Source organism: Pedobacter paludisoli (assembly GCF_052344095.1).
Classification (GTDB): domain Bacteria; phylum Bacteroidota; class Bacteroidia; order Sphingobacteriales; family Sphingobacteriaceae; genus Pedobacter.
Genome location: NZ_CP179926.1, coordinates 756,662 through 773,523, shown reverse-complemented (window position 1 = coordinate 773,523; position 16,862 = coordinate 756,662). Strand labels below are relative to the sequence as shown.

The following is a 16,862-nucleotide window of genomic DNA, read 5'->3' as shown; positions in this document are numbered from 1 at the left end:
AAAAAGATTTAATATCTAAGATAAAAACGGCCGTCAGTAATTTTGATCACCCCACACTTATCAGTAGGAATATCGCACCAAAATGTACCTGAAATAACTCGGCTTACTTTATCCATCCGAGAAAAAGAGACTTCACCATCACTCGATTTCACCATTCCCAACCGAGATCCCGTAGAGAAACAATTGTATCCTGAAGTATAAAGTGCGAATTGATTAACTGGATCGTTTAGTCGGTAAATCATTTTTGAGGGGATTATCTTAAGGTTTATACTAAGCCTTTCAAAAATATTATCATCATGCGAATCATTGAGACCAAATATACCAGCCTCTTTATCATCCATCCCACCACCCACACTATTTAAATTACTGTTAGAAATCCAATTTTCGCCATTTATTTTACATGCGAAAACTATTTTTCCATTGTTATTTTCTAATGGAAGACCAAGGGAGTCATAAAGCGTTTCTTTTTTGCATTGAGCACCAAGTGTCAATAGCATGCAAAAAAGAGAAAGAATTGAGAGTAGCGTTCTTTTTTTCATTTTAATTTTGAGTTACTTCAAAAGTATACTCCTCACATTACCTCAATATTAAGAAGAGTTTAACAAAAAAACACAACAGCTTCTATCATCAGTGAATTTGCAATTCCAAGTACACGATTTCTTCTGTTTAAAAGTACAATTTTAAATTCTTCAAGTAATTCTAACTTGTGTTCACACCAGTTATCTAAAATTACTTCATACGCTGACCTTGAACTAACTATTTGTGGTCTTTGAGAGGGTTTAAATTTCGGCCGATAGCTAATTTCAATTTCTTCTAGCTGATAAAATGACTTTTCCATATTATTTTGATTTAATTATGGTACTGTCATTGGTTTTATTCTCCGTTAAAGCATAAGAAGCAACGGAATAAATGGACCATGTGAAATTGGCAAAGCGGGTTTATGCCGGAATTTCTTGATGCGTACGGTAGATAAAGCCTAAATTTGTATTGAAATTAAATAGCACAATTCCTCAAGAGAATATTTTGCTTTAGAAATTAAGTGGTTATCTCAGTTTTATTGACCACTTTATTTAGTAAAAAATAGACATAAAAAGACCTCTATCTTGCTAAAATACTCATAAACCTGTTCAACTCAATATAACTGAAAATGAACACATTATTTTATCAACCTTATAATCAACAACTTAAAACTAAAACAACCACTCTAATTACAAAATACTAAAATTTTTAGCAAACTTTGTATTAAATACAATGGAAATAGATTTTAGGAAATACAAACCCGCCTTAGAAAGACAGATTCAGAGTTGGTTCTGGCTGAACGACTACATGCGTCCATGGATTGTTAGTTTAGAAAAATTAATAGAAGTAGAAGGCACGATAATCCATCTAAATCTAGTTGGTTTTAATGAGTTATATACAGATAAGTATTTTAAAAATAAGCTGGAGGAACTTGCACCCAGATTAATCGAGCAAATCCTAAAACCAAATCTTGGAAAATTTATTGCCGTTATCGGGTACAGTGCACATTCCTTTAAGATTGTCATCCGTGGAAGAGGCATGTTTTATGAAAAATCGTTTACAATAATAAATCCAGAATGGGAATGAATTGGCAAAAACCACCTGATGCCGAGCAAGAATTTAAGGCAAATTTAGCCTTAGAGGCAAAAAAAAAGAATCATTGGATATTTAGTAAGACTACCAAAAAATGGTACACACCCGAGGAGTTTGCCTTCTCAAAAGAAGACATTCATGTTCACCGTGGACATGCAAAGGCTCCACAACTGGTAATTATGGATCCTAGGAAAGCTCTCGATATTGCAAACAACCACATTGAGAAAGCATCAACATTCATTAAACAACATACCCAAAAGATGTGGAAATACTATAACATTCAAAAAAAGAATTGATAAATTAGTAGTACAAATAAACAATAAAAAGCATTCCTATGTGTTACCGTACCACTCAAGTTAGTAAAATTCAAGAAATGGCTGAGTATTATTCGGCTCCTGTATATGATGGTGTCGATATTGATGATTTGGAATATTACCAAGCTGTTGGATTTTCGCATCCAAATCTTGCTGTCATTTCATCGATTGAAGGCCAGCGAAATATTGAACCTATGCAGTGGGGATTGATGCCTAATTGGAAGAAGCCGTTAGCAGAAATGCTTAAATTATCGAATAATACCCTAAACGCCAAGAGTGAAACTATATTTGATTTGGTTTCCTTCAAGAACTCTATTATGAGCAAGCGATGTATTCTGCCTGTCAATAGCTTTTTTGAATTTAAAGAAGTTGAGAAGGATAAACTTCCCTACCTCATACAACCAAAAGAAGGAAAATTCTTTAATTTGGCTTGTATTTATTCTTTTTATCAAAACCCCGAAACAAAAGATTGGATTAAATCCTTCTCAATTGTGACGACTCCTGCAAATAGCCTGATGGCAGAAATTCACAACACCAAATTTCGTCAACCTGTTATCCTAGACAATCAGCAAATAAGCAATTGGTTAAATCCAGATGCCAGTAAAGATGAAATTATTCACTTGATGCAGCCTTGTGATGATACTAATATGAGTGCTTTTAGGGTGCATCGGGATTTAGTAAAACTAGGAAATTCGCCAGAAACTTTGCTACCAATTGAATAAATCTGCCTACAAGAAGAAAAATTACATCCCAAATAAAAACACAATAAACTCTTTATCTGACAGTTAAAAAAAATACTTCTTATTAAACCCTCCCTCTCCTTTTACTTTCCAGAAACTCTTCTTTAAGTTCACTTTTTGAAAACCGATCACCACCTGGTAATTTACTAGGTTTAAGAACCCCGCTTCTAACTTTACGTTTATAAGTACTTTCGCTTATGCCAAGGTAATCCATTACCTCTTGGCGGGTTAACATCTGATCTTCGGGCAAATTGAGATTGCCGTATGATTTTGTATAAATCAAATGCATTATCTCATAAATCTTCTGAAGTACATCTAAAATTGCGTTAAGTTTTTCCATGTGGTATACGCTTTAAAAGTTAACAGTACGATTGTGTAAAAAAGAATACAAAAAGATGAAACTTTAAAGCTCCTGTCAAGTTCTATTTTGGTGGCAAAAACTACCACCTGAGCAGTTTTAAGATTGATTTAAAAGCAATTTCGAGAATATTAAATTTGCTAATCCAAAACTGGTCACGGCTAAAACCTGTCTTCGACCAACTAGCAGGTTAAGTGGTGTAAAAGACTTCTACATCACTAATAAATCAGCTATTTTCAAGAATCTTGAAAACCTCATTCAAAAAAAATGAACATCGAACTTAGCTACCTCCGCCAAATTTTTGATTCCATCGCCTTTGATCACGATATCCTTGAATTGGATATCGAAAAAGAGTTAAACATTCCCGATGAAGTGTTTCGCTTGAAACAAAATATTCATTCCCATACACCAGACAAACTGTTGCCCTCCAAAACCTATATCAATATTCAGATTAGTTCGGTGAGCAGACTAATTCTAGAACTAGAGGACACCTTAGAACAAAAAACAGTTTCTGCAAATAAAGTACCCTTACTCAAAACCATGCTAAATTGTTTACAGGAATTGATTGAATATCTTTGGAAATACTATCCCAACGATTTTGATCAATCAACCATTGTTTCCAAATTTGGAATTAATCGGTACCTCGATGAAAATAAATCCTTAATAGCGCAAAGCACAAAAATTATTGATGGTCTTGAAATAAGCGCCGAACTAAAAGATATCTTTAAAAAGATCTTTCTTCAAAAACTTCCCGATGTTGTTAGCTACCACTGTTTAGTTTTTAGCCGGGAAATCATGCATTACTTAAGAGCAAAAGATTCTTCAATACTAACACAAGAGCATTTAACCATACTCCTTATATCCAAACAATTCAATCACCCGATTTTTTATGATTTTTGCAAGGCGCAGCTTAATGAAAGATTAATGAAACTGTCCGTTATATCTGATCATTTTCGTGAACTGATTTTAATTAGAAAAAATTTGATTCAAAATTCTCCCTTAAACTTACCCATCTATTCACCGCTATCGGAGCCAATACAGGATACGCTACTAAAAATGATTGACTCAGAACTTGACTTCTTAAAGGAGCTTGATTTCATCAACACCGAATTGGTCAATTCAGGTCTTTTGGATTCTAATTATAAAGTTTCACTTTCCGTAAAACAATTGGCGTTTTACATTTCGTTGAATGTAGAGGCTGGAATAATTACAGAACAAAAAGCTACCCGTATTCATCATTACATAACCAGCCATGTAAGCACTCTTGAAAAGCAGGATATCTCTGAAAAAAGCTTCAGCAATGCCTATTATGTTCATAGCCCGGAAGATATTCGGAAGGTTTCTGAAAAACTTGCTAGAATGTTAGCGCTGGCACAAGAAAAATATTAGCTCTATATAAATGATACCCGCGTATTTTTTATCCTAAAATCAATATAGGCAATAGGTGGCTGTAGGTGGTAAATTCTACCACTTGACCAGCCCTGTACTGGTTAGGTATTTTTATACCATGGATATTGAAACATTTTTTAAAGGTCTAGAAGAGCAATCTTCAATTTCGTCATCTCTAAAAGCCTACCTCAGAGTAGCTTTTAAAGAATTTGATTTAAAAGATAATGAAGCCCTCGATTATGAGATAAGGAAATCCAACCCTATCATATTTGTGAAGCGTGGATTCCTAAAAACAAAACTTGAAAGCAAATTAGATCCAGGAAAAAGGCTCCTAACTTTTCATTTTGAAGGAACGATCTTACCACATCTATTAGAAAAGAATACCGAAGATTTCATGCTTGAAACTTACAGTGTAAACGACGCTACAATATTGCTCCTCTCAAAAGGGCATTTTGCCAATCTCTACAAAGTATTTCCTGAATTTGGTCAATTAATTTCGAAACTGCACGGAGAACTAATCTTAGAATTATTCCATAAGGCGCTTGATTTACATCATTATAAAGCAGAAGAGAGATTAGAAAAGTTACTTAAAAAACATCCCAGCATCTTTCAAAGGGCAACTGTGACAGATATTGCGGCATCGATTGGAATGCATGCAAATACTTTAAGTAATTTAAAAAACAAAAATCGATACTAATTCCTAAAAAAACAGCTAAGCACAATTAGCATTCTTTCTACAAAAACAATGCAATTTCCTATTGAATATTAGAGGCCTACCTGCTAATTCCTTTTGAGATTTGGATAAAAAACAAAAGAGAATGAAAAACTTGATACTCTTTTTTAGTACCGGCCTATTAATTATTCTATGGGTATACTCTGGAGGTTCAAAGATTTTGGATTTCCAAGATTTCAAGCATCAGCTTCGATTGCAACACTTTGGAGCTACAACGAGCGCAGTTTTACTGTGGTTAATTCCGGCTATTGAAATTCTAACAGCAATTCTTTTGGCAATAGATTCTTTGCGTGCATGGGGGCTTTACTTATCGGGCTTGCTCCTAGCCTTATTTACCGGATATGTTGCCTTGATATTAAGCGGAGCGTATATTAAAACACCTTGTAGTTGTGGTGGTGTTCTAAAATGGATGAGTTGGAAGACACATTTAGTTTTCAATTTCACATTTCTATCTCTGAATATTCTTGCGGTCTTTTTATTCATTAAACAAGGAAGGAGGTTTAAAAAATAAAAGCTAGAAATCAATGGATTGCCAGCAGCTGGACAACCATTACTTTACAGAGAAACAAATTTAAAAAACAAATTTTATTCACCTAAACTTTAAAATCATGAACTACTTAAAAAACAATGTTGGCGTCTTCGCCATTCTTTTTGGTCTTGCTTTAATCTTTACACAATCTGCATTTAAAGCGGTAAATTCGTATAAATCTTCTGGTCTTGAGCCCATCACCCTTTATTACCATGGACCAACTTACAGCTTAACCGATGTAACGACCGAAAGCTATTGGAACGGGACACCAAATGAAGAGGAATGTGCCGACGTGGATCAACAAGCCTGCTCAATTACAATTGATAGATCTTTTGTTGACAATCCGGACACTGCGCCACAGTTAAATTCTTCTGCTAATTTGATTGGCACATTTGCCTCAGGAACTGCCTATATTGTATCATCTGATGATACCAATATGGTTACCAACAATACCGTTCGTCCATAACGCTAACGACAAAAGCAGGGCCATCCGGCCCTGCAATTTGCAATTAACTAAACTAAATTCTGAAATTAATTCTGATCAATCCCAGTTTGCTCTATGATATCTGTAGGTAATGGAATTGCATAATAAGCAGCCTTTGGTAATAAATTATAGGGTTTTCCATCCATCATCCTTGTCAAGGTAATATTTGCTCCCTGTTCATTTAATCTTTTAAGGTCTGAAAAACGAATTCCCCGCATTATCAATTCCTTCCTTCTCTCTTTGATTATAAAATCCAAAGCCTGTCGGCTATCTGTTGCGCTTATAGGAACATAAGGCACCGTATTTCTCCAACGCGATTTTAAAAGCTGATTAAGATCGGTCATTGCACCTTGAAAATCTCCTAAACGAGATTTTGCTTCCGCCTTATTGAGAATAATTTCATCTGTTGCCAGTCCACTAAATAAGATATTTGCATTTGAAGCGTAACTTCCTTTAAATTGCTGAAAGCCCGAAACCGTTCTAAAATAAGCTGTTCTACGAAGATCATTGAGGTTATAACTTGCGTATAAAACAGTATCTGTTCTTGCTCGAAGGGGAATACTGATATCCGAAAAGGTATTTTGCTCGGAATAAAATATCGTTTCCTTATTAAAGCGTCTAAAGGTTACATTTAAAGTGAGTCCCAAAATATCGCTATCCGAATTAAAATCCATCAGCGTAGATTTAATTTTTAAGCATTCCTCTGCCATGGTTTGTACCTTTTGATAGTCATGCATATACAAATAAACTCTTGATAAAAACGCATAGGCAGCAGCTTTTGATGGCCTGAATGAATGAGTTGAGTTTATCGGCAATAAATTAAGCGCTTGCTCGCAATCCGAAAGAATTTGCTCAAAACACGCTTTAACGGAAGAGCGGTGAGACTTCACATTAAAATCGGAGCTTAATCTAAGTACAATTCCCAAATCAGTATCCGAGCTACTTCCATACCCTTTGCCATACTGCGTGGTTAGTTGGTAAAAATAATAAGCTCTAAAAAATAATGCTGAACCTTTTGCGTTATCCCATGCAGCTGCATTTTGATTTGTCCGAGGGATCTTTTCCAATAATTCCAGGCATAGGTTTGAATTATAGATGGGAACATAAGCACTTGACCAGTCATTCCCAAATCGGTAATCAAACTTTTGCCAAGTATAAATTAATTTAGTGGTCAAATCCCTTCCATTTAATGTCGTTGGCGGTAGAAATATATCATCAGACATACTCTCACCTAAACTAGGTGTTCTTGAAAGATTCATATAATCTGCGTCATCCAAAACACCCTGAATATCAGAAAGTTTAGAGGGGACAACGAGTTTTGCATCTGATTTAACATCAAGATATTTCTTACATCCACCTAGCACCGTTAGCATTGAAATGGATAATATTGTTAGTTGCTTTTTCATCGTTCTACTATTTTAAAAACTTCCTTTTATTCCAATGGTAAATCCTTTAAGTGGACTTACTGATCGGACATAATCCGGGTCAATACCAAATTTATTTGCTCTCCATAATATTCCAATGTCATTTGCATTTACATATACATCGAGCATTCTGAATGGAAATTTCCACACACCAGCATTAAAGCGATAAGCTAGGTTGATATAATCGAGTCTTATATGATCTGCCGATATTACATTGATTTGTGAAGATTGAAAAAATGCATCTCGATTCATATTTATCGGATAAACGAACGAAGGGATATTTGTTGATATTTCATCTCCCGATTTCTGCCACCTTTGTGCATAATCTGCATGACTTACCCCAGTAGTTGCCAATGCGTAATAAGAAATAGTGGGTTTAGTCGTGAAATACCCAAAGCGATAGCTAATATTAAAGGAAAGCGAAAGGTTGCGATACCTCAAGGTATTGATTAACGAACCGAAATGTGTTGGGCTTGCTGGGCCAACGTATTCTAGATTATCGCCTGTTGCATTTGCCTCGGCCGCCATGGCCACATAGTCAGTACTTAACTGTCCATTTAGATAACCTTGCGGATTCCCATTCGCATCCAATCCTCCCCAACGGTAAGCTGCAATAGCGTACAAAGGTTTCCCGACTATTGGCGTTATTGTACTTCCTCCACCTAAAAGAGCCGAAAGGCCTGTCAAACCATTCGTATAATATTTAACGGTCTCACTGGTATTGAAGCTATAGTACAAATCGGTAGACCATTTCAAATTGCCTTTAACAAGATTAATGCTATGAAATTCTGCATCAAACCCATTCCCTTTCATATCGCCAACATTTTTAGTAATCTCAGAAGCTATACCCCAAGTGGTATAATCATAAGGTGTTAATCCATAAAGATCTGTTCCGTGCTTGATGTAATAAGCAATACTTCCAGTAAGTATGTTTTTTCTTGTTGCAAAATCGACCTTTACGTTGAACTGTGAGAGTTCCTCCCATTTCAAATCAGGATTATTTATATTTCTTACTCTTGAATACGGAAGCCCTGTTAATGCATTTGTTCCATAAACGGCTACCGGCGATGCAGTTCTTGAAAGGTCTACATTTCCACTGTAGCCATAGGTTGCCGTGAACCTTAAAGTCGGAAGCCAATCAATTGTGTAAAAGCGCTCACCTGCCACATCCCAACCAAGTCCAGCAGACCACAAAGGCTTCCATTTATCGTTAGTGCTTGCACCAAAAATATTTGACCCATCTCTTCGTATACTTGCCGATGCACTGTATTTCCCTTTAAAAGTATATGCCAGATTCGTATATACACTCATAAACCGGTAACGAGTATCTGACAGCACAGTACCCGAAGAAATTTGACTCGAACTTCCCGTAATACTATTCGGGTAAGTATTCACGTTATCGACGTTTGTAAAAGTTAAAGGATCACTTTGATAACCATAAAGCATCATTCCATTACTAGTCGCATCTACTTCTCTTGCTTCAACTCCCGCTATGGCATTGATTGAACTTAACCCGATATTCTTAACATAATCAACTTGTAAGCGCCCAGATGAAGAACTTGTAACTGCATTTGCCGTCCTCAACATCCCACCCTTTGGAATAATGTACCTTATAACTCCGGTACTTCTATTGTATTGAGAAAAGCTGTTAACTAAATTTCGACTGTAGTAACTTTCACTATCAAATTCATTTTCAGTTTTTTGATCTTGCCATTGAAATTGGTAACCCAGATGAACATTTAGTCCATCTGAAATTTGATACTTTAAACCAAAAACACCATAGAGCTCATTCCTTTTTACTGATGTCGTGTTATGTAAATAATCATTGGCCGGATAAAACTTCCAATCAAGAAATTTTCCATTTGCAAGTGTATCCAAATACTGATTGCGATACATTTGAGCAACAGCAATTGGGTTGCCGTTCTCGTCTACAAAATCCATATACACGGGTTGGCGACCAGCCACATTAATTGAATTGTATACAGGTCTTCCTGAAGAGGATGATGCAGCAGTAAGTGCTATTGAGCTCGAAAATGTTAGCTTGTTGGTTATCTTAAAATCTTGCGCAAATCGCAAATTGTACTTATCAGACTTAGCATAATTCTCATTTAGTGCATTCTCATATGCTCCTGTTAAATTATATAGAAATTTACTTGAACCCCCGCGCAGATTCAAAGAATACTGTTGCAAAACTGCATTGGTATAAAAGTCATTTTCATACGATTTCCGGGTGTCATTTCCTCTTAGTTTATCCAAAGCTTCTTGCTCCTGAGCCTGCGAAATTTTCCCTAATCTCCTTGCAAGAAATAGCTCTACTGCAGGAGTTAAAGACAGATTACCGGATGAAATTCTTGCATCAAAATATCCCCTATCAAATAAATTTCTTTCAAAATCAATATACTCTGGAGCAGTCATCTGAGAAAAGGAACTTAAATCAGGAACTTGCCGAATAGTAGTATTAGCATTAAAAGACACAATCCTATCTTGATTGTATTTCCCTTTCTTGGAACTAATTACAACCACCCCATTTCCTGCCCTAGCACCCCATATTGAAGAGGCGGAAGCATCCTTTAAAATAGAAACACTTTCTACATCATTAGGATTAATGTTATTAATATCTCCCTCATAAATATACCCATCCAGTACAATAAGCGGATCTAAAGGACCATTTATAGTACCAATTCCTCTAATGGATATATTTGTTTTATTTTGCGGATTTCCATTTGTTTTACCGGTATTAACTATCAATCCTGAACTCTGTCCCACTAGTCTATCCAAAACATTTGTTCCGGTACGAGCATTCAGCATCTTTTCATCCACCATAGAAACGGCGCCATTAATTTCGTTTGCCTTAACCCTTTGGTATCCTGTACTAATTTCTACATCCTGTAAATCCACCGCCTCAGGAACCATTCTAATGGTCAACTGAGATGGGATATCCCTTTCACTGCGAAATATTCTGGTTGTGGTCACATAGCCTATCAATCTAAATGTTAAAGTATCCGGAAACTTAGAAATCTCTACTTTGAACCTACCAGTAGAATCTGTCATAGTTGGCCTTCCACTCTTAAGGTTGATTTTAACATAGTGATCTTTTTGTTGATCGGGAAGTATGGTGATTCCATTAACAGTGACTGGCTTTTGTAAGTTTTGAGCTGAAACCGATGTAAGCAAGAAGAAACTGATTACAGCACTAGCTGCTATGCATTTATATATCATTTTATTTCTCATTACTACCGTTCCTTCACCGCTAAATTAAGTTTCAACCCTGCTACGAGTCTAGCAACATTTACCTCTGTTGCTTCCTCGGAACCTGTAATTGCTTTCACTCGACCATCTGGACCAATCCATACGTAGTGTGGAATTACCTTTTTAGGGAACAACTCATTCAATGTCCTTTCCAAATAAATTATAGGAACGGTTATTTCATATTTCGTCCCTTTCTTATTTTCGAGGAAAGTCAATATTTTCTCTTTGCCATCCTGAGAAGAATTATCTAACGCAAGAATTTGAAGATTACTCCCAAATTTCTTTTGAAGTTCCATCATATGCGGCATATTGGCAATGCATGATCCGCACCAAGTAGCCCAGAAGTCGAGAATAATTGCTTTGCCCTTAAAATCTGAAAAGCTTATACTTTTTTTATCTGTATTAATTACATTGTTAAATGTGAGACTAGGCACCCTATCCCCGACTATTAAGGGCTGATAGGGAGGCTTATTTTCTTCTACAAGCTGAGCCTGTCCGTTAAAATTTTGGCATAGCGCTGCCATTACAAACAATAATGTTGTTTTTTTCATGATGTTGGTTAGTTAGTTTATTTAGGTTGGCAGAAGAATAGAATATAGGAATACCATCAGAAGTAATTAAAACACTAAAACCTTGGTTGAGGAGTTAATGTACTCAGTCTGTTGATATTCCTTTTTCTCATTCGGGGTTTTTAGGTTTCAAGGCAAACATCCTATCAAAAGGACATAGCTGCAAATAAGTAAAGATATCAGAAGGACGATTTAGAAAACAAGGGATAAAGACAAACAGCCCCGTTTTAGGATAGCAGTTAAATTCTAGAATGGTCTGATTTGTATTTTTCATCCTCGTATGGGTTATACGAGTCTCGATGGAAAACAGAAATATGTATGGATTCTGCAAACCGTAACTTCACTCAGTTCTCAAGCCTTATGTTGACACGGAATTACAGCAGAACCCATACTCATTCAGTTGTGCGAATATAGCACTTCTAAAAAAGTTATGGGTATAAATCTGCTGTCTTGCGTCAACGGCTTGAGATATGAAGTTGCAAGACTCTAATAAATACCAAATAATAATGATAAAGTTATCAATAAAATTTACGAAAAGCAAATTTAAATTAACGATTAGTACTTTTTAAAATACGATACAATAATGTTTTATGAAATTCGAGAATAACTACAGAAAATGGAACATTGGAAAGAAAATCTTGACTTAGAAAATATGGATCCCGATTTCCTATCCATTAGGTCAATGTTTATATCTGGATCCTTGAAAAACATGTATCAATTGGTAAAACATAGTCCAACAAAAATCTCCAAGTTACTGGGTTTAAATTATGATGCATATCACACAAAACTCCTGAACCCTGAGAAGTTTTCCTTATTACATATAAATATCTTAGCATTTGCACTACATATAAACCCAAATATTATAAATACTTTAATTCAAAAACAGATTGAACCAAAAGTCATAGAGAAAATAGATAAGTTTAAAAAATCATCACTAAAAAAATAATAATTAACAATCAATGTTAAACCTATAATTTTAACGAACATGAAATAAAATATTCAACAAATCATCTAACCCCTCTTTTATGAAGAATCCTATCAGATGCGTCATTATTGACGATGAAAAGCATGCAATTGCCTTGCTTAGTAATTATATCAATTTTATCCCTAATCTCTTGGTTGTTAAGACTTTTAACAATCCCCTTCAAGCGCTTTCGCAAATTAGTCCTGAGGACAAAATTGACATTATTTTTCTCGATGTCGAAATGCCACATATCTCTGGAATAGATTTAGCCAAAGATTTAAAAAATAAATCAAGAGCCATCATATTCACAAGCGCCTACGAACGGTATGCTTTAGCAGCCTTCGATGTGCGCGCAACACATTACTTATTAAAACCCATTAAGCTTACCAAATTCACACAAACAGTAATGGGTGTTATTGAAGGCGAACTCTCTCAGAAAAGTGTGAGAGGACGAAACATTAAATTCTACAAAACTGGCGAAAAAGGCAAGCTTACCCGTTTAAAAAAACAAGACATTATCTATTTCGAAGGAGCAAAAAACTACGTTACGATGGTTACCTCGAAAACCAAACAATTGGTATATCTAACGCTCAAAGATGTTGAGAATATATTTTGTGAGGACTTGTTCTACCGAGTGCATCGTTCACATGTAATCAACGCACGAAAAATTGAGAAAATTGTAGGAAATACCATTAACCTTGGCAATGGTCACCTGGTACAAATGGGCGGAACATACAAAAACAATTTGTTGAAGTTTTTAGAAGAAAAGACATTGCTTACCGGCCGGATTTAGCATTCTTTAGTTTGTTACTGAACTGGATTAACTTCCCCTCCTGTCATCGTAATGATAACACTGGTGGTAGTTGGATCCGTTCCTTGGGAGTTTCGTTCCCTTGACGAGCGAAAGATAAAGACCGTCTTTTTCTCTAGCTTTTTTAATTGGCGTTTCATAGTTTATATGTTGAAACTAGCCTTCTAAAAAGCCTAAAACGATGTTATTACACTAGGGATAACCAACGTTATACCAAGCATTAAGATTACCGTGATGAAAAATTTAATCGCTTTTATTGTCAGACATAAAATTCACTTTTTTAGCTGGGCAATCTTCATGGCCTGTGAAACGGTTATTATTGGACTGGCCACCGGAATTTTCGGAGACCCTATGGCCTATTTAGTCCATTATTTTCAGAATATATTACTTTTTTATTTTTGTGCACTTTGGCTCTATCCCAAAATTTTCATTTCTAGATTAAGTTGGATTTGGAGACTTCCAGTATTTATCGGAATAGTGTATATAATATACCTTACATGCAGTTATGTTGTCGATAATTTCTTACTAAAGGAAACCAGTTGGTATGGAATGCATGAAATTAGCATAAGTAAGCGGTATATCTTCACTCAGCTTTGGCGAGCTTTGTTCTTTATGGGTTCTTCTGGGTTCTATTTCTTATTTAGACGGCATCAGGCTGAAATAGAAACTAGGAAAAGAATGCAGCAGGAACACTATCAAAGTTTGCTTTCGGAACGTGATATGGCGCTTCAACTGGCGAATGCCAAAAACTCTTATCTTAAGGCACAAATCAATCCGCATTTGCTCTTTAATACGCTCAGCTTTATTTATCAAGATATCTATTTGAGTTCTCCCAAAACCGCTGAAGCAGTAATGGAGCTATCAGAAATTATGCGTTACAGTGTCAATTGTGAGATTCGAGAAACCTTCTTAGAACTTGCCGAAGAGATAGAGCAAGTTAAGCGATTGATCAATCTTCATGCTATGCGTTTTGAAGGAGAAATTTTTGTTGATTTCAGATATCAACCTAACATAGGCAAGCAACGATTTCTGCCTTTAGTACTATTGACATTAGCCGAAAACATATTCAAGCACGGTGTATTTCAGGACCCCGAATATCCTGCTGAACTTTCCATTGACATTAGAGAGAATTACTTTGTTATCCAATCCAAAAATTGGCCAAGTCGAAAAAACACTATCAAAAATATGAATAAGGGCTTAGAGAATATTAAACAAAGACTTGAGATTACCTATGGAAAATCAGCTTCCTTTGAACATGGACTTTCGCAGGATTATTACATCGTTAAAATTACAGCGCATGTACTCAGCTCAACATAAAAAACATAAACATACCATTCAACAAACCCCATAACTTATGAAAAACAACTGCAAGATTATTCCATTACTTTTCCTGCTCTTACCGTTATCGATTTTCGCACAGCTTCCACAAACTAAAATTTACAGCGGAATAATACGAACATTTGAACCGAGTATGAACCTTGTTCCAGCTAAGGGTAAATACACGAAACTTACCGACAGCCTCGAAAAAAACCTAACAAAAAATCCAAAAGACACTACTAGTTTATTCTATTTAGCATTAATTTATTATTCTTATAACCAATTACTGGCAGAACCGCAGCAACATGCAAAAGGTAGTTTAGAAAAACTTACCAAGGCCAAAGACATGATCGAAAGCGCAATTAAACTTGAAAAAACCGATCTAAATACCAAAATCTTACGGGCACAAATTTACTATGAACTATGCTATAGGTTTAGTGCTGATGAACTTTGGATGTTTAGTAAAACAGAATTGGCAAGAAGAAAAAAGCTCTTTGATTCCTATAAAGCATCAACAAATACTTATTATGATGAACTTGCATATGAGGACAAGAAAAACGCATATGATTATTCAAGAAAAAAAATCACCTATAACTACCCAAAAATCTAAGTGCGAACCTAAGTTTTTTGTGGAGAACACATTTTAACATTACTATTTAAAACTTGATTTTGTATTTAGCGATGTAATGGATTTACACTTACAGGTTACACTTTGGCCAAGACTTGTTTGGAATAAATCGGCTTCTAGAATAACTAAAATAGTAAGCGTCATATACCAAATTTAATTTGACTATTCAATTTAGCCATTAATAAAACGCAACATTTGAACTCGGAGTATACATTTTTAACGGTTTTAAATTCAGCTCAAATGAGGACTAACAGTTAATCTTCCTGGATAAAACAGCATAGAATTTGAAAAATTCGAGGCTTTCGAGCCGTCCAGTGGACGGCTGTTTTTTTTTAAGCCTCGAAAAAACCTATGCTATAACTTCTTTAAGTAAGTTCCTCGTCTTTTGTTAAAACAAACCTTAAAACCATTAATTGCTATTACATCTTTGATGATGTTTTGGGCATGTCGGATGCGTATATCATCCCCTGCTGAAATTTGTAAGAAGTTCAAGTTTTTAAAAAAGCGGAGTGTTTTCGCTATTTCATATAACGCTTTACGCTCGGTATTTGCTGATATTATGCTCATCATCCATGAAAATTATGGAGCGGATTAACTCCGCTCCTGATTAATAAATTAATTGTTTAAGAAATTAAGGTTTCCAGTTTTCGAAAACTCAAGGCACAAATCAAATGCGGTTTGCCCTTTCATTTTTGCCGTACCATCGATGATAGATTTAAACTTTGCTTCAGTATCTTTAAACTTTCGCACGTTCTGAAAGTAGCCCGTAATGGCATTGTAAGCACCAAAAACAGTACCTTTAGTGGTATCAAGTAATTGCGAAGGATTTGACAAGGCGTATTCAAAGGTATTTTCTACAATATTTTTAAAGGCGGTTGAACATTCATCCTCTACCCCATTTTTAAGCTTTTGTAAAACTTCTTTATTGGGTGCCATTGCCTGCTGAATAAGTTTTTTAAGCTCCAAATCAGTTATACGAGTTTTTGCCCAATGATTAAACACCTCTTCCATCTCGGTAGCCAATTGATTGGATATGCCCATGAGTAAATGGGCTTGCTTTAACCTTTCTGTTGCTCCCGAAGAGTGGCGAATTTTAATGGCATTGCTGTTATGTCTTAAAGCAGCATTTAAAGTATTGTTGCAAACTACTCTAATAGGTGTAAATGCAGCTGAAATACTACCAAAACCATCGTGAGATGTGGTAAGAAATAAATATTGTTCGATTAAATCTGCTTTACCCACCTTAATGTAAGAAGGCAATTTTGCGGTTATAAAAATACGTTCTCCCTTACCTAATCCACCTGCTGTTTCATACAATATTCCATCAGTTCCTCCCACGATACTATCGAAAAAAGCAAATGCATCGGTATTTTGAACGACCTTATAATCCTTACCAACAACACCCAACACCTGCTCGGTATCAGTTCTAAGGGTTGCAAAGTAATTTGGCACTTCTATTTGTGTATGATTGCCTAAAATAATCGCATCGGGATCGGGTTCATTTATCAATTTAAAATTAAGTGCATCGAGCGTATATAGTGGTCTTTTCTCCACCGTATAATCGAGCCCAGCAAATGCGAGTGCTTCGGCTGAAGTTGGGTAATGCTCTACAATTGTGCCTAATGCGTGCCAAGCCTTTTCTTTAACTGAAAAGAAACTATGCTTATTTGTCCCCTCATTAAAATATAAGTTATGTGCCATGATTGTATTAATTTTTGTTAAAAAAATCTCTTATTTTTAAA

19 protein-coding genes are annotated in these 16,862 nt (G+C 35.6%); 11 read left to right on the top strand and 8 right to left on the bottom strand.

The genetic code is table 11. The annotated features are described in order from the left end of the window. Positions 1-8: 8 nt before the first annotated feature. A complete protein-coding gene (locus ACJVDK_RS03045; protein WP_443938817.1) occupies positions 9-539 on the bottom strand; it encodes a hypothetical protein in 531 nt (176 codons plus the stop codon). A 59-nt stretch (positions 540-598) separates the two neighbouring features. Beyond that, on the bottom strand, positions 599-838 hold the full coding sequence (locus ACJVDK_RS03040; RefSeq protein WP_443938816.1) for a hypothetical protein: 240 nt from the start codon (positions 836-838) through the stop codon (positions 599-601). 413 nt (positions 839-1,251) lie between these two features. Here ACJVDK_RS03040 and ACJVDK_RS03035 point away from each other — a divergent pair, with 413 nt between their 5' ends. The 3 genes from ACJVDK_RS03035 to ACJVDK_RS03025 are packed head-to-tail and all read left to right on the top strand — an operon-like array spanning position 1,252 to position 2,647. Continuing rightward, complete coding sequence (locus ACJVDK_RS03035) at positions 1,252-1,605, top strand: hypothetical protein (RefSeq protein ID WP_443938815.1); 354 nt, start codon at positions 1,252-1,254, stop codon at positions 1,603-1,605. Further along, on the top strand, positions 1,602-1,907 hold the full coding sequence (locus ACJVDK_RS03030) for a hypothetical protein (RefSeq protein WP_443938814.1): 306 nt from the start codon (positions 1,602-1,604) through the stop codon (positions 1,905-1,907). The genes ACJVDK_RS03035 and ACJVDK_RS03030 overlap by 4 nt, the downstream gene beginning before the upstream one ends. Positions 1,908-1,945: 38 nt before the next feature. After that, complete coding sequence (locus ACJVDK_RS03025) at positions 1,946-2,647, top strand: SOS response-associated peptidase (protein ID WP_443938813.1); 702 nt, start codon at positions 1,946-1,948, stop codon at positions 2,645-2,647. 82 nt (positions 2,648-2,729) lie between these two features. Here ACJVDK_RS03025 and ACJVDK_RS03020 read toward each other — a convergent pair whose 3' ends face one another. Further along, positions 2,730-3,005: a helix-turn-helix domain-containing protein gene (locus tag ACJVDK_RS03020; protein WP_443938812.1), complete on the bottom strand. Its 276-nt coding sequence runs from the start codon at positions 3,003-3,005 to the stop codon at positions 2,730-2,732. Positions 3,006-3,290: 285 nt separating this feature from the next. On the opposite strand from ACJVDK_RS03020, the gene ACJVDK_RS03015 reads away from it, so the two are divergent. The 4 genes from ACJVDK_RS03015 (at position 3,291) to ACJVDK_RS03000 (ending at position 6,140) form a co-directional block, all read left to right on the top strand. Continuing rightward, positions 3,291-4,412 (top strand): hypothetical protein, encoded by a 1,122-nt coding sequence (locus tag ACJVDK_RS03015; protein ID WP_443938811.1) that lies wholly within the window; start codon positions 3,291-3,293, stop codon positions 4,410-4,412. A gap of 118 nt (positions 4,413-4,530) precedes the next feature. Then, the gene (locus tag ACJVDK_RS03010) at positions 4,531-5,109 is read left to right on the top strand and encodes a hypothetical protein (RefSeq protein WP_443938810.1); all 579 of its coding nucleotides are present in this window, start codon (positions 4,531-4,533) and stop codon (positions 5,107-5,109) included. 121 nt (positions 5,110-5,230) lie between these two features. Beyond that, positions 5,231-5,656, top strand: coding sequence for a MauE/DoxX family redox-associated membrane protein (locus ACJVDK_RS03005; RefSeq protein ID WP_443938809.1), 426 nt, complete (start codon positions 5,231-5,233; stop codon positions 5,654-5,656). A 97-nt stretch (positions 5,657-5,753) separates the two neighbouring features. Continuing rightward, positions 5,754-6,140, top strand: coding sequence for a hypothetical protein (locus ACJVDK_RS03000; RefSeq protein WP_443938808.1), 387 nt, complete (start codon positions 5,754-5,756; stop codon positions 6,138-6,140). A 65-nt stretch (positions 6,141-6,205) separates the two neighbouring features. Here ACJVDK_RS03000 and ACJVDK_RS02995 read toward each other — a convergent pair whose 3' ends face one another. Genes ACJVDK_RS02995 through ACJVDK_RS02985 form a run of 3 tightly spaced genes read right to left on the bottom strand, consistent with a single transcriptional unit; the run spans position 6,206 to position 11,382 of the window. Beyond that, positions 6,206-7,564, bottom strand: a complete 1,359-nt coding sequence (locus ACJVDK_RS02995) for a RagB/SusD family nutrient uptake outer membrane protein (RefSeq protein WP_443938807.1) — start codon at positions 7,562-7,564, stop codon at positions 6,206-6,208. Between the two features lie 12 nt (positions 7,565-7,576). Beyond that, positions 7,577-10,801, bottom strand: coding sequence for a SusC/RagA family TonB-linked outer membrane protein (locus ACJVDK_RS02990; protein WP_443938806.1), 3,225 nt, complete (start codon positions 10,799-10,801; stop codon positions 7,577-7,579). A 14-nt stretch (positions 10,802-10,815) separates the two neighbouring features. Beyond that, a complete protein-coding gene (locus tag ACJVDK_RS02985; protein ID WP_443938805.1) occupies positions 10,816-11,382 on the bottom strand; it encodes a TlpA family protein disulfide reductase in 567 nt (188 codons plus the stop codon). A 634-nt stretch (positions 11,383-12,016) separates the two neighbouring features. Between ACJVDK_RS02985 and ACJVDK_RS02980 the strand changes: the two genes are divergently transcribed. The 4 genes from ACJVDK_RS02980 (at position 12,017) to ACJVDK_RS02965 (ending at position 15,102) form a co-directional block, all read left to right on the top strand. Continuing rightward, complete coding sequence (locus ACJVDK_RS02980) at positions 12,017-12,346, top strand: hypothetical protein (protein WP_443938804.1); 330 nt, start codon at positions 12,017-12,019, stop codon at positions 12,344-12,346. 79 nt (positions 12,347-12,425) lie between these two features. Next, positions 12,426-13,157, top strand: coding sequence for a LytR/AlgR family response regulator transcription factor (locus ACJVDK_RS02975; protein ID WP_443938803.1), 732 nt, complete (start codon positions 12,426-12,428; stop codon positions 13,155-13,157). A 252-nt stretch (positions 13,158-13,409) separates the two neighbouring features. Continuing rightward, positions 13,410-14,492, top strand: a complete 1,083-nt coding sequence (locus ACJVDK_RS02970) for a sensor histidine kinase (RefSeq protein ID WP_443938802.1) — start codon at positions 13,410-13,412, stop codon at positions 14,490-14,492. Between the two features lie 37 nt (positions 14,493-14,529). Then, positions 14,530-15,102, top strand: coding sequence for a hypothetical protein (locus ACJVDK_RS02965; protein WP_443938801.1), 573 nt, complete (start codon positions 14,530-14,532; stop codon positions 15,100-15,102). Positions 15,103-15,474: 372 nt separating this feature from the next. Here ACJVDK_RS02965 and ACJVDK_RS02960 read toward each other — a convergent pair whose 3' ends face one another. Both ACJVDK_RS02960 and ACJVDK_RS02955 read right to left on the bottom strand, forming a co-directional pair. Then, entirely contained in the window at positions 15,475-15,687 is a 213-nt protein-coding gene (locus ACJVDK_RS02960) for a hypothetical protein (protein ID WP_443938800.1), read from the bottom strand. Between the two features lie 48 nt (positions 15,688-15,735). Beyond that, positions 15,736-16,821 carry a DUF932 domain-containing protein gene (locus ACJVDK_RS02955; RefSeq protein WP_443938799.1) on the bottom strand — a complete coding sequence of 362 codons (1,086 nt, stop codon included), beginning with the start codon at positions 16,819-16,821 and terminating at the stop codon, positions 15,736-15,738. Positions 16,822-16,862: the final 41 nt, after the last annotated feature.

What these genes read in the sequence shown, in the direction of transcription:
- ACJVDK_RS03045 (WP_443938817.1), bottom strand. Translation starts at nt 539, where the DNA reads ATGAAAAAAAGAACGCTACTCTCAATTCTTTCTCTTTTTTGCATGCTA.
- ACJVDK_RS03040 (WP_443938816.1), bottom strand. Translation starts at nt 838, where the DNA reads ATGGAAAAGTCATTTTATCAGCTAGAAGAAATTGAAATTAGCTATCGG.
- ACJVDK_RS03035 (WP_443938815.1), top strand. Translation starts at nt 1,252, where the DNA reads ATGGAAATAGATTTTAGGAAATACAAACCCGCCTTAGAAAGACAGATT.
- ACJVDK_RS03030 (WP_443938814.1), top strand. Translation starts at nt 1,602, where the DNA reads ATGAATTGGCAAAAACCACCTGATGCCGAGCAAGAATTTAAGGCAAAT.
- ACJVDK_RS03025 (WP_443938813.1), top strand. Translation starts at nt 1,946, where the DNA reads ATGTGTTACCGTACCACTCAAGTTAGTAAAATTCAAGAAATGGCTGAG.
- ACJVDK_RS03020 (WP_443938812.1), bottom strand. Translation starts at nt 3,005, where the DNA reads ATGGAAAAACTTAACGCAATTTTAGATGTACTTCAGAAGATTTATGAG.
- ACJVDK_RS03015 (WP_443938811.1), top strand. Translation starts at nt 3,291, where the DNA reads ATGAACATCGAACTTAGCTACCTCCGCCAAATTTTTGATTCCATCGCC.
- ACJVDK_RS03010 (WP_443938810.1), top strand. Translation starts at nt 4,531, where the DNA reads ATGGATATTGAAACATTTTTTAAAGGTCTAGAAGAGCAATCTTCAATT.
- ACJVDK_RS03005 (WP_443938809.1), top strand. Translation starts at nt 5,231, where the DNA reads ATGAAAAACTTGATACTCTTTTTTAGTACCGGCCTATTAATTATTCTA.
- ACJVDK_RS03000 (WP_443938808.1), top strand. Translation starts at nt 5,754, where the DNA reads ATGAACTACTTAAAAAACAATGTTGGCGTCTTCGCCATTCTTTTTGGT.
- ACJVDK_RS02995 (WP_443938807.1), bottom strand. Translation starts at nt 7,564, where the DNA reads ATGAAAAAGCAACTAACAATATTATCCATTTCAATGCTAACGGTGCTA.
- ACJVDK_RS02990 (WP_443938806.1), bottom strand. Translation starts at nt 10,801, where the DNA reads ATGATATATAAATGCATAGCAGCTAGTGCTGTAATCAGTTTCTTCTTG.
- ACJVDK_RS02985 (WP_443938805.1), bottom strand. Translation starts at nt 11,382, where the DNA reads ATGAAAAAAACAACATTATTGTTTGTAATGGCAGCGCTATGCCAAAAT.
- ACJVDK_RS02980 (WP_443938804.1), top strand. Translation starts at nt 12,017, where the DNA reads ATGGAACATTGGAAAGAAAATCTTGACTTAGAAAATATGGATCCCGAT.
- ACJVDK_RS02975 (WP_443938803.1), top strand. Translation starts at nt 12,426, where the DNA reads ATGAAGAATCCTATCAGATGCGTCATTATTGACGATGAAAAGCATGCA.
- ACJVDK_RS02970 (WP_443938802.1), top strand. Translation starts at nt 13,410, where the DNA reads ATGAAAAATTTAATCGCTTTTATTGTCAGACATAAAATTCACTTTTTT.
- ACJVDK_RS02965 (WP_443938801.1), top strand. Translation starts at nt 14,530, where the DNA reads ATGAAAAACAACTGCAAGATTATTCCATTACTTTTCCTGCTCTTACCG.
- ACJVDK_RS02960 (WP_443938800.1), bottom strand. Translation starts at nt 15,687, where the DNA reads ATGAGCATAATATCAGCAAATACCGAGCGTAAAGCGTTATATGAAATA.
- ACJVDK_RS02955 (WP_443938799.1), bottom strand. Translation starts at nt 16,821, where the DNA reads ATGGCACATAACTTATATTTTAATGAGGGGACAAATAAGCATAGTTTC.